The 10,706-nt window shown below is 65.3% G+C and carries 10 protein-coding genes and 2 pseudogenes; 7 read left to right on the forward strand and 5 right to left on the reverse strand.

Translation table 11 applies throughout. The annotated features are described in order from the left end of the window. Nucleotides 1-233: 233 nt before the first annotated feature. The 6 genes and pseudogenes from ACH4C6_RS35080 to ACH4C6_RS35105 form a co-directional block, all read left to right on the forward strand. Nucleotides 234-788 (forward strand): annotated as a pseudogene (locus tag ACH4C6_RS35080) (transposase); the annotation flags it as partial. Nucleotides 789-895: 107 nt separating this feature from the next. Further along, nucleotides 896-1,195 carry a transposase gene (locus ACH4C6_RS35085; RefSeq protein WP_398112680.1) on the forward strand — a complete coding sequence of 100 codons (300 nt, stop codon included), beginning with the start codon at nucleotides 896-898 and terminating at the stop codon, nucleotides 1,193-1,195. A 71-nt stretch (nucleotides 1,196-1,266) separates the two neighbouring features. Beyond that, nucleotides 1,267-1,494 (forward strand): annotated as a pseudogene (locus ACH4C6_RS35090) (IS3 family transposase); the annotation flags it as partial. Then, on the forward strand, nucleotides 1,431-1,757 hold the full coding sequence (locus tag ACH4C6_RS35095; protein ID WP_398112688.1) for a DDE-type integrase/transposase/recombinase: 327 nt from the start codon (nucleotides 1,431-1,433) through the stop codon (nucleotides 1,755-1,757). The pseudogene ACH4C6_RS35090 and the gene ACH4C6_RS35095, both read left to right, overlap by 64 nt. 152 nt (nucleotides 1,758-1,909) lie before the next feature. Then, nucleotides 1,910-2,935 carry a hypothetical protein gene (locus tag ACH4C6_RS35100; protein ID WP_398112681.1) on the forward strand — a complete coding sequence of 342 codons (1,026 nt, stop codon included), beginning with the start codon at nucleotides 1,910-1,912 and terminating at the stop codon, nucleotides 2,933-2,935. Nucleotides 2,936-3,269: 334 nt separating this feature from the next. Then, nucleotides 3,270-3,695, forward strand: coding sequence for a hypothetical protein (locus ACH4C6_RS35105; protein ID WP_398112682.1), 426 nt, complete (start codon nucleotides 3,270-3,272; stop codon nucleotides 3,693-3,695). A 634-nt stretch (nucleotides 3,696-4,329) separates the two neighbouring features. Here ACH4C6_RS35105 and ACH4C6_RS35110 read toward each other — a convergent pair. From ACH4C6_RS35110 to ACH4C6_RS35130, 5 genes are all read right to left on the reverse strand, one after another. Then, nucleotides 4,330-5,520: a hypothetical protein gene (locus tag ACH4C6_RS35110; RefSeq protein WP_398112683.1), complete on the reverse strand. Its 1,191-nt coding sequence runs from the start codon at nucleotides 5,518-5,520 to the stop codon at nucleotides 4,330-4,332. Nucleotides 5,521-6,165: 645 nt separating this feature from the next. Further along, a complete protein-coding gene (locus tag ACH4C6_RS35115; RefSeq protein ID WP_398112684.1) occupies nucleotides 6,166-6,342 on the reverse strand; it encodes a hypothetical protein in 177 nt (58 codons plus the stop codon). A gap of 429 nt (nucleotides 6,343-6,771) precedes the next feature. Beyond that, nucleotides 6,772-7,296: a TnsA-like heteromeric transposase endonuclease subunit gene (locus ACH4C6_RS35120; protein WP_398112685.1), complete on the reverse strand. Its 525-nt coding sequence runs from the start codon at nucleotides 7,294-7,296 to the stop codon at nucleotides 6,772-6,774. 29 nt (nucleotides 7,297-7,325) lie between these two features. Next, on the reverse strand, nucleotides 7,326-8,171 hold the full coding sequence (locus ACH4C6_RS35125; RefSeq protein ID WP_398112686.1) for an IS5 family transposase: 846 nt from the start codon (nucleotides 8,169-8,171) through the stop codon (nucleotides 7,326-7,328). A 341-nt stretch (nucleotides 8,172-8,512) separates the two neighbouring features. After that, entirely contained in the window at nucleotides 8,513-8,995 is a 483-nt protein-coding gene (locus ACH4C6_RS35130; protein ID WP_366900799.1) for a hypothetical protein, read from the reverse strand. 308 nt (nucleotides 8,996-9,303) lie between these two features. Here ACH4C6_RS35130 and ACH4C6_RS35135 point away from each other — a divergent pair, with 308 nt between their 5' ends. Further along, complete coding sequence (locus ACH4C6_RS35135; protein ID WP_398112687.1) at nucleotides 9,304-10,209, forward strand: ATP-dependent DNA ligase; 906 nt, start codon at nucleotides 9,304-9,306, stop codon at nucleotides 10,207-10,209. Nucleotides 10,210-10,706: the final 497 nt, after the last annotated feature.

Genomic DNA, 10,706 nt, shown 5'->3' on the forward strand with positions numbered 1-10,706 from the left:
CCGAACCGACAAGCTCGCGATCGCCTACCAGGCCGCACTCCACCTCGCGGGCATCCTCATCTGGACCCGGCGCTGACCAAAGAGACAGAACCTAGCCCCAACATTTGAAGCTCGGTGGTGATGCAGATCCGCCAACAGCACCATGCTGCATCACTTCCCGCGACCACACTCCCACTTGACCACCACCTCTGCCCTCCTGTCGGAACTGTAAGAAAAACGGTGCAACTCCGATCATGGAAGAGTGCACCTGTGACCAGCGAGAACATAGCCAAGGGGTCCAATTCTGGGCCCTGCAGAGGGCAGTGGACGACCGTTTCATCGAGGAGCTCGTGGCCCGGGCTCAGTCTGATGGCCTGCAGCTGACCGGTGAAGGTGGGCTGCTTCAGCAGCTGACGAAGCGGCTGCTGGAGTCCGCCCTCGAGGGCGAGATGACCGATCATCTCGGCTGTGACCGGCATGATCCAGCCGGGAAGAACGGCGGCAACTCCCGCAACGGTAAGCGGTCCGAGACGGTCGTCACGGACGTCGGCCCGGTCCAGATCGAGGTCCCCCGGGACCGGGACGGTGGCTTCGAGCCGAGAATCGTCAAGAAGCGCCAGCGCCGTCTGACCGGGGTGGATGAGATGGTGCTGTCCCTGTCGGCGAAGGGCCTGACCCACGGAGAGATCTCCTCGCACCTGGCCGAGGTCTATGACGCGGAGGTGTCCAAGCAGACCATCTCCACGATCACCGATTCGGTCATGGAAGGCATGGCCGAATGGCAGGCCCGTCCCCTGGACCGCGTCTATCCGGTGTGCCGGGATGCCGTCGGTGATGGGGCTGCTGGAGGTGAATTCCCCCTTTGATGTGGACACCTGGACACTGGGACGTGTGAGCCCAGCGGAAGCAGTGCCAGGTGGGAAGTAAATACACGAAGCGATACACGGCGGAGTTCAAGCAGGACGCGATCGCGTTGGTCGATTCGACCGGACGGACGGAGACGGAGGTTGCCCGGGAGCTGGGGGTGAGTCCGGAGTCGCTGCGCGGCTGGTATCGAAGAGCGAAAGCCGATCGTGGCGAGGGCCGGCCCGGCGAGCAGACGAGTGCGGAGCGCGAGGAGCTGAAGCGGCTGCGTAAGCTCGCCGCCGAGCAGGCCCGGACGATCGAGGTGCTGCGAAAAGCCGCGGTCTTCTTCGCGAAGGAGAGCGATCGGTGAGCGAGACATATGAGTTCATCGAGGCCGAGAAGACCACCCACGGCGTCGCTTTCCTGTGTCGGCTGCTGAAAGTGAACCGTTCCTCTTTTTTCTACGCCTGGCGCGACGGAGTTCAGGCCCGCGCTGTCCGGCGGGCCGCTGATGAGGCCCTGGCTCACGAGATCATCGTGCTCCACATCGCTTCGAAGTACTCCTACGGTGCCCCGCGTATCCATGCTGAGCTGCGCAGACTCGGGTGGCGGATCAACCGCAAACGTGTCGAGCGGATCATGCGCGAGCATGGCATCACCGGCCACACCGGGCGCAAGCGACGGAGTCTGACCCGGCAGGCGAAGAAGGTTGTGCCCGCCGCGGACCTGCTGGCCGCGATTTCACCGCTTCCGCACCGGGCACCAAACTGGTCGGCGACATCACCTACATTCCGACCGGTGAGGGCTGGCTCTACCTCGCCACCTGGCTCGATCTCGCGACCCGGGAAATCGTCGGCTACTCCATGACCGACCACCACCGGGCCAGCCTGGTCGTTGAGGCCCTGCACATGGCCGCCGGCCGGAGCGATTGAAATTCTCAATACTTGTCAAAGGGCACACTTCTGGCTCATGTTCCGAGTTCGACAGATACGTCGTTCGACTCCCTTCTGGCCGATGGCGTACTATCACCCAAAAGTCGAGCACATGTCGGTGACGTGCACTTCCGAAAATCCAGGAGAATTCTTTGCCTACAGATGTTAAACCGTTGACGCGCGAGCAGGAGCGGAGGAAGAGTCAAGCAGAAAAACTTATCCAGAGTTCGGCGCTCGTCATGGCACATTTGGCATGTGTTTCGATTACCCCGCACGCACACCGAGGCGAGATCAAGCCTAAGCAGACAAGTTACATTCCTGCTAATGAAGTCGAGCTAAAGTGCATCGAAAACCTGCATCGAGGCATGCTGTCTTACGGGATGAGCGCCTTGAGGCAATTGCAGCAAGAAATCACGTCAGGATTGGGAAGACACTCCGCACCCTGGCTGCAAGCAGATGCGGCCAGAGATTGGATGCAACGCTGGGAGCTTGAGTTCAGAGGGTTCCTTATTCGACATAAGTCCTTGCTGCATCCACTCTGGCAGACAGAGCAGGTGCAGAACATGCTGCCAAAAGCGGCGAGCACCGCGTACTCTGAGAGCACAGCCGAAGCTCTTCAGGATATCTGGTGGGAACATCCCATGGTGCCGACACAGGACGATATTGCTGAGCAAGAAAAGCACATCAGAACGGAAGGTGGGAGAACTGCGGAGTGCGCCTTACTGTTGATGATTCCGGAAGAGCGCAGGTCTATCGTGAACGACGCAGAGAGATTAAATGTAAAGCACTTCGGTGCGGAGATGCTCAAGGGCAGAGATTCCGACCTCCGGTTGCGTATTTATGATTGTTTCGAGTTCGCTGAGAGTGAATCTATGCGAACTCTACCGGAATGTGAATCGCTGTGGCGGAAAGGATATGCAGATCGGCTGGCCAGCTTGCTCGACAAGTATTCTCAAGATGTTCCACAGGCGGAATTGAAACGCGATGCCGCATCTCAAGTGGCACATGCAGCCCTGACCGAAGGTTTTGATGCAGTGATTTCCGAGCTTGATCGGATAGTTACCGCTCGTGCAGCTCAGGCCACTACTCAACAGATCCCTACTGCGGCCGAGAAAGCAGCAGAAGTAGAAGCTTTTCGCGCACCATCAAGCCTTCAAAGCCATGTAAGAGGTCGCTAGACTTCTCTTGCAGTCCGGAATGTCACCTGAACATCAATGACGTGAGTACCGGTTCTCGCACCTGCATTGCTGTCATCAGTTCGTGCTCGCATGAGTGAGCCTCTTTCATCCTGGGGCCCCAAGAGTGAAGATCCAATACATCGCGGCAGGTCAGAGGGCTGAAGGCGTCACGCCGAGTCGAGGATGAAAGAGGCTCAGTAAAAGATGCTGCCTCAACCCGCCGTTCCGGAGCCGGAGAAGTGTAGGTCACGGCAGGTGGTCAAGCACGGGCATTGCGTGAGGGGGATGAAGGCTCCGACGCCGGACCGGATCAGCTACTACCGCCGACTTCCCGGTGCCGCACCGGTGGTGGATCGCCGCTGCCGGAGGCACACCGCCGCGGGAGTCCAGCCGCTACGAGCGGGCCCGGGTCGCCAGCCTCGCCGTGCAGAACGCGATCCGCGGCGCCCGCATCCGAGCCACCACCGCCACTGCCACGACGACCTCGACCGTCTCCACACCCGCCGCCCACCGCGACCTCGAGGGCGAGACGGCCTCCGCGCCCCACACCGTCGACAACCCGGACCGGAACGCCGCTGGGACGCTGGCGGCGCGGCGGGCCGCCAGCGTCCAGACCCACCAGCAGGCCGCGATGCTTGCGGAGTACCTGGAGGGCCGCACGACCGACCCGACGACGTGGCTGCGCACACCCAAGAACCTGGACCGGCTCGCCGCCTTCACCCGCGCCGCCGACACCCGCCGCCGCGCCATGGAAGAATGATCCCGGCCGGGGCCGGCGCATGTACTGTCCTCGCCCTCGGCCGTGCAGGCAGGCGGCGTACCGGGACCGCCGACGGGCCGAGGCCGCGATGCGGGCCCGGATCGCACTGTTCCAGATCGGGTCGGAGATCCGCGGCCGGTGTGAGGCTCTGGAACAGGCGCTGGCTGAAGCGGTCCGGGACAAGCGTGCGGCGGCCGCGCTGCACAGCAGCGCCGCCGCCGGCTTCGCCGTCCTGACCCGTGAGCTGGTCCGCGTCGCCGTTCTCGCGTACCGGGCAGCCGGCGCAACCTGGGAAGAGATCGGCCGGCCACACGACCTCACAGCCGGTGCCGCCCGCGCCCGGTGGGGCCACCTACGCCTCACCTGGCCCCCGGAGCGTCCCACCCCTGACCGACCGCTCCCCTGACCGGCCACCCCTGCCTGGTACGGCTCTTTACTGCGCTACAGGTATGCGGAAGGTTCTCGCGCAAGGTGAGCAACGGTATTCACGGGTTTCGCACCTGAGCCAGTGTTTGCGCACTGAAAACTTTGGAGCAGTGCAGTTTTACGGCAGCACGGATCTTACCTTCCTTTTGCGTTGGGCAGCATTCCGGCGATCAGGAGCGGCTCTTTGATGGTTCGGGGAGGCTGGATTTCAGCGGTGGTGCGCTGAGTGGGACTGGCCGGGGCTGGTGTGGAGAGGGTTGTAGGCTCTGGGGTTGGCTTCTCGTGGGTTGTTGGTCTGCTGGTCGGTTGTTGTGGGAGCCGGGTGCCGGTGATATGCGGTCAGGGGGTAGTGGGCGGCTGTGGCGGCCATGGTCGGGACTTGAGGGCCGTGGGCCAATGCGTGCGAGGGTCCGGCGTGTGCTCCCCTTGCTGGTGTGGTGGCCGCTGCGGCGGCGATGGTGTGTTCGAGGGGCCGGGGCCCGTTGTTCGCCCGGGTCGGGATGTCCGGTACGGGTGCCCCCGTGGAGTGGGCGGGCTGGCGCTGCTGTGTCCAGGGGGCGGCTGGGGTATGGGATGGGCCTGCGGCCATGCCGGGCGGGTACGGGGGAGCGGTCTGCCCGGCCTGTGCCGTGCCGGCGGGGACTGCGGTGTACTGGCCGTGGAGCGTGCCTGAGGTGGTGGCTGCCGGATGCGCATGCAGCGGTGCAACCGTATTGATTGCACCGGGATAGGCACGGCTGATTTTCCGTTTGTCAGTGATGGTATGTCTCATCGTTCGCAGCACCTCTTCCTCCCCGGCTGACGCCTTCGCGTTACTGCTGTCATTCGTGAGGTTCTTTATCCGCTGTCCGATGTTGACGGGCACCTCGTCCCACTGGAGTTTCACCACTGTGTTGGATGACGGCAGACCGGAGACCTCGGTGTAACCTCCATCGGTTACCTCGCCCAGACTCTTCCATTCGCCGATGCCGAATTTGGTGCCGTATACGACGCGGAGGGCGTCGGCATTCCTTTCGCGCTGCCGCTCGCGAGTCTTCCGGGTAATGATTTTGCCGTTTTCGATGGGGAATCCCATCGATGTCAGTATTAGTTCCTCGTGCGGCGATACCACCGAAGAACTGCTTTTTTCCAAGAGTTCTGCGATCCGCGTCCCCAGCTTGACTGTGCGGGGCGGGGTCCGGGCGAGCACTACCTGCACCCCCCTGTTCGGCAGACCGGTGAAGTTATTGAGGCCGCCCGCTTCAGTCACGTGGCCCAGGGTGTGCGCGCCCTGCACTTTGAAAAAGACTGCCAGGGCCTGGGCGTTGTGGTCCGCATCCGGGGGGAGGGCCATGGGGTCGGCAACGTCTGCGCGGGGCGCTTCGCCGGGCCATGAGGTTTGCCAGGGCGCATTGTTCATCTGTCCGCGCTTCCGCCGTCTCTGCTGTCCCTGCTGTCCCTGCTGTCCCTGCTGGTCTGTGGGGATGGGGGATGTCACGGGGATCTCTCTTCTGGTGGTGTGGTGCGGGGTCTGGGCTGTTTTTCTTGATGGGTACGGCTGTCCGTAGCTGACAGTTCATCATTTGGTGCCTGCCGACCTGGGGTTCCACGGTGCGTGTGTGCCGCTCGCGCTCGAGGCGGTGTACTTGGCGGCGGCCACGCGCTCCAGCTGCCGGCGGTCGCGGGCACCAGCAGGCGGGTCGCAAGGCCTGCAGATCCCTTGGGCAGACCTTCCTCGAGGGCCCCTCAGGGAAGTAGTCGGCGCGCCCGGACCCCTTGACCACCCCCGTGACCTGCGCTTCTCCCGTTCCGGAACGGCGGGCTGAGGCATGTTGGTAAGGCAAGTTGTGGGGCATGTTGTAGAGCAGGTTGTGGGGCTGCTCACCGGGCCGCAGCGCCGTAGCTGGGGTGAACGCCCGCCCGTCGACGCTCGCCGGTACTTGCCGGACGGGTCCGGAGGGCAGTTCGCCGGGCCGGGCGAGGTTGGTGACGAGCCCGTACAGCGTGGCCTGGGACGGTGCGGGCACCGTACCCGGGCCGTGCTGGTCTTCCAGGATCTGGTTGATCAGCGGGAACAGGCCGTTGATGGTGCCCTTGGAGCGGCCGCGGCCGCGGCCGCGGCGCAGCGCTTCGCGGACGGCGGCGACGACCCGTCGTCGGCCCGGCCGGTGGGGCTGGAGGCGCGGGTGGTGCGGTGGTCGAGCAGCCCCCACAGGCCTTGCTTGCGGTAAGCCAGGCGCATGCGCTGCACCGTGGTGCGCGAGACGCGTCCGAACCCGAGCGCGGCTCCTCGGCCTTGGCCTGCTCCCGCTGGGCCAGCGTGTACCGCTCGGGGTCGTACTGCTCGCGCACTGCTCCGTCGCTGCCGGGCCCGCCAGGCAGGCCGCATTCGACTTCCCTGACGTGCCGCTGCCACGCCAGCGCCTCTCACGCGCGGCGGCAGGGGCGGTCTCGAACAGCCCCCATTGCGGTGCCGCCTGGGGCACGTCGGTCCCGATGACGGTGAAGCCGGGGTCGGCGAACAGATGCCCGGCGAGCACGGCTTCACCGCCGCCGTCCGGGCCGACGAGGTGGACGTCCTGCCCCGACAGGGCGACCACTTGTCACTTCATGCCACGGGAGCGGACGTCAGCACCGACCTTCACGGCCGGCCGGGCATTGCGCCGCGCGGTCACCCGGCATCTCCCGTCTGGGGACCGCTCCAGCCCCGAGGGCCGGCGGGGACGCGTTCGTGCAGCGGCGTGTCCAGGCCGGCCGTCAGCTGTCGCTGCCACAGGGCGTGAAAGACGGCGGGCAGGACCTCGATGGGGTCGCCGGCCGCGCTGGCGCCTTCGATCAGCGGCCGCGGCCGCGTGAGCGTCTCCAAGACAGCGGGCATCAGGCCGGGCTGGCCGGCGTTGCGGGGGTGGCGGTAACCGGCCAGCCATTTCAGGTTGGCGGCCAGGACGTCGTCGAGCGGTGGGAGGCGCCGGTAGGTCCAGCCGATGTCCGCGCACGCCTGCGCCACTGCCTCGGCGGCCTTCCTCGCGCGCTCCCCGCCCGCGTCCGGGTGGCGGGGGCAGTCGGCGAGCAGCGCGGTGCCGTCGGCACGGCGGGCGAAGAGCTGCGGCACCCAGGAACGCACCTGCCCGCGGGGATTACGCCGGCGGTCCGCGACGGCGGCAGCGGCTTCATCGAGGTCTACAACACGCTCCATGCAGCGATCATCACCTACGGGTCTGGTGTCTACTCCACAGCGATGCGGCGCAGGGGGCGAGGACCTGGACGCGTGGCCGGGCATCCCCGGGCGAGACGGCGGACCATAACGCTGATCATGGCCCATCGGATCATGGTCTCGGCGGGGGCGGGATGGTGCTCATAGTCGAGGGCCAGGCGGCGATGGGCGGTCAGCCAGGAAGAGGTCCGCTCGATCGCCCACCGCTTGGGCTGGACCGGAAAACCCCGCTGGCCGGGTTCTTTTCGGACGATCTCCAGCTCGCGGCCGAGGACCTGGGCGGTCCAGTCCACCAGGCGGCCGGCGAAACCTTGATCGGCCCAGACCTTCCGCACGGACGGGTGGTCCAGCCGGGCCCACAGCAGCGGACGCTTGGCTCCGTCGCGGTCCTGGATACTCGCGGTCATGACGTGAACGGCCAGCAGCAGGCCGAGAGTATCGGTGACCAGGAACCGCTTGCGGCCCTTGACCTTCTTGCCCGCATCGAAACCGCGTGTGGCTGCGGGGACGGTGTCAGCGGTGCGGACCGACTGCGAGTCGATCAGCCCGGCACTGGGCTCCTCGCTTCGCCCCTCGACCCGGCGGACCTGGGCGCGCAGGGCGTCGTGAACTCGGGTGACGGTGCCCTCGTCGTGCCAGCGTACGAAGTACCAGTACACGGTCTGCCAGGGCGGGAAGTCCTTCGGCAGCTGCCGCCAAGCGCAGCCCGTCCGCACCACGTAGAAGATCGCGTCCACGATCCGTCGTCGCGAGTGCTTCTCGCGTCGCCCGCCCTTCGGTCCAGTCCGTGGCGGCGGGAGCAACAGCTCCACCAGCGTCCACTGCTCATTGGTCAGGTCCGACGGATACCCCCCCAATACCGGTCACGGCAGGCTCAACGACCACTCCCGCCACAGGACATGGCAGATCTCAAACGCGATCTCAGAGGGCGGCCCACTCCTGCGCTCCCGGACCAGTCCGCTCCGCGGGCCGCTGTCAGTCTCCAGGTGTCCCCGATCAAGGGGAAGCATCAGACCATCCCGGCACCGTCAGCACAAACATGAAGCTTGGGACGCCAATCGATACCCTGCACGCGGAAAGTTCCTTCGGCCTGGACCGACAGAGGCCCTTCGAAGAGGTTCATCGTCCCAGGTCCGAAGCCATTCGCGTTACGTCCATGATCGGGACGGATACCAAGTGAAGCAGCAAGGTCAAGGGCTTACCGCTTACGTTTGCGGGAGGGTGGGCTAGCTGAACGACGCTCCTGGCGGTCGGAGGTGGAAGTCGAGGCAGTCGGGTTGTTCACAGGCGTCAAGCGGGCTGCTGCACTTGTTGTGGCGATGTTCGAATTCATCCAGTCATATCGCGACCCACCCATAAACGTGTTCAAAGTCCTCCGCGTCTCGTCAGCCGGAGCGCTCATATTGGCACGCCGCGCCTCGACCCCCCGCGCACTGAGCTCCGCCTGCTGCTCAAGGGTCATCGCCGCATACCGGGCGCTCTGCACCTCGGACATCCGCGCACTGAACTTCTCCCGCTCCGCCTGAGTCTTCCTCGCCCAGACGGCAATCTGCGCCTCGGACATCCGCCCAGTGAGAGCCGCCCGGTCCTGAAGGGTCATCGCCTTCCAGCGGGCGCGCTGCCGCTTGGACTGCTGCTTGGACCGCCGCTCCTTCTCCTCCGCCCGCTCTTTCTCACTCATCACCGTCCCTCGAGCACGCTGCGCTCGTGGACGCGCCTCGTCCGCCTGGTTCGCTTGGCCCTCAGAATCTGTCCCAACCTCAGACCGCGAGGGTGTAGATACCAGGTACTCCTCGTTCTCAGAAACTGTCCCAGCCTCAAACTGCGGGGGTGTAGACACAAGACCCTCCTCGACGTCGAGTAGCAGAGGGAAACCTTTCCCACATGGCCTAACGACCGGCATGTGCGAACCGTTCACCCCCTCTTCAGCCAGGGCTTGGGCAAGAAGCGGAGTCGGGCGGTTGGCCGGGCCGTGACCGGTTGGGGTGCATGGCAGAGCAGGCACAGGCTTCGAGATCAGTGGGTGTCGAAGCTCATCGATCACGAGGTGGCCCGTCCCTGCCGCAGCCCCGTGGCGGACAGGTGACGGTGCATGGCGGACCTGACCAGCAAAAACACCGTAATACGGCCCTGAGGCGAAAACGGCCGCGAAGGCGCCTTCCGGGCGGTGCACGGCCTGTTCGGAATTCCGTCTCCAACGCGGCGTCTTCCGCACAGGGTTCACATGGGAACGGCCCGCGCGAGGATCGCGGCTTTGGCTGCCTCGATTGCACTCCGGGAGGGACGCGGCCGACCGCTGGCCCACTCCCTGGCCAGCTCCAGGAACTCGTCATCGAGGACCTCTTCGCCTGCGACGTTCTGGGTGCCCCGTTCACCCTGTGCCCAGCAACTACGGACAGGGCGACCGCTCTCGAGTGGCTCGATCCCGCGTGGGGACAGGTCGGTATTGAGGGCGTCGTCGTCAAGGGCAGTGAGCAGCGGTACCTTCCTGGCCGCCGTGCCTGGATCAAGGTGCGGTCCCGTACGACAGCTGAGGGGATCATCGGCTCGGTCACGGGCCGGGTGGAGTCGCCGTCCTCACTGCTTCTGGGCCGCTACGACGACACCGGCCGACTGCGCTTCCTCGCACGCACCACCCCTCTGAACCCTGCTGCCCGGCGGGATCTGGTCGGCCGACTGCGAGCGGCAGGGGCCGAACATCCGTGGCACGGGCGAAGTTTCTCCGCTGGCTGGGGCAGCTCAGGCGAGCTGGAGCACCGGCCGGTGCGGCCCGAGCTCGTAGCCGAATTCCAGGGGGACACCGCGGTCGATGAAGGTCGGTACCGGCATCCAGTGCGGTTCGTGCGGCTGCGCGAAGACGTGACCGCGGAGCATGTCCCCGCGTTCGGCGGCTGACGTGGCGCTGAAGCCGCGGCCATGGCAACGCATCGCGGGGTCTGGCGAGTAGGAAGCCGGTATCGGTATACCGGTGGGCTCGCATGTTGAGGTGTCGCGTATCCCAGCTGGGAGTGCCGTAATTGGTCACTTTGAGTGATGAGGGCAGCGTCCAAGGTTTGGCCTGGAGTGGGTATTTTCGTCCGGTAGTGCGATCGAAGCGCTTCGGGAGTACGACAGCCGGCAGCGCTGCTACGTGAAGGGCCGCGTCGGCCTCGCTGCCGTTCTGCTGGTCAATGCGCGGGTTCTTGGTCGAAGTGGGCGTACACGGCGTCAATGAACGCGTCGATTTCGCCGCGTGCCCGCTCGTATGTCTTGAGGAAAGTGCTGTGGTCTTCTCGGTCCGGCCACGTCCCGGAGTGCCTAAGAGGTCCTAACAAAGGCGTTGGACGTGCCGGTGGGTGATCAGGCAGGTCGCGAGGCCGAGGAAGGCTTCGTGGATGTCGTCGCGCCGTTCC

The sequence above is a fragment of the Streptomyces sp. NPDC017943 genome (assembly GCF_044328425.1).
Classification (GTDB): Bacteria; Actinomycetota; Actinomycetes; order Streptomycetales; family Streptomycetaceae; genus Streptomyces; species Streptomyces djakartensis_A.